The 208-nt window shown below is 40.4% G+C and carries 1 protein-coding gene; it reads right to left on the bottom strand.

Features of this window, described 5'->3' with window-relative positions; genetic code table 11:
• Positions 1 to 191: DUF6272 family protein (locus tag E1176_RS21420; RefSeq protein WP_425482535.1), on the bottom strand; the 191-nt coding region annotated here is incomplete at its 3' end.
• Between the last annotated feature and the right edge of the window lie 17 nt (positions 192 to 208).

Raw genomic sequence — 208 nt, 5'->3', positions numbered from 1 at the left:
AATTTATTGCCTGACCTACGAGCGAGGTCTACAAACCCTAATCCTGCCCCGCCTCCCTGAGATACACCACCAAAATTGAGGATACCTCTGTAAAGTTCCTTTACTTCTTCTTCAGACATTGCATTAACCATTTCAATGCGCGTCCTTATTCCAGGTATTTCCTTATTCAATAAATAGTTGCCTGTAGTAATTAAGAACCCTGATTTTT

This window comes from Fulvivirga aurantia, from assembly GCF_009711475.1.
In the GTDB taxonomy this organism is placed as follows: Bacteria; Bacteroidota; Bacteroidia; order Cytophagales; family Cyclobacteriaceae; genus Fulvivirga; species Fulvivirga aurantia.
The sequence above is the reverse complement of the archived record's forward strand: the minus strand, read 5'-3'. Positions and strand labels throughout refer to the sequence as shown.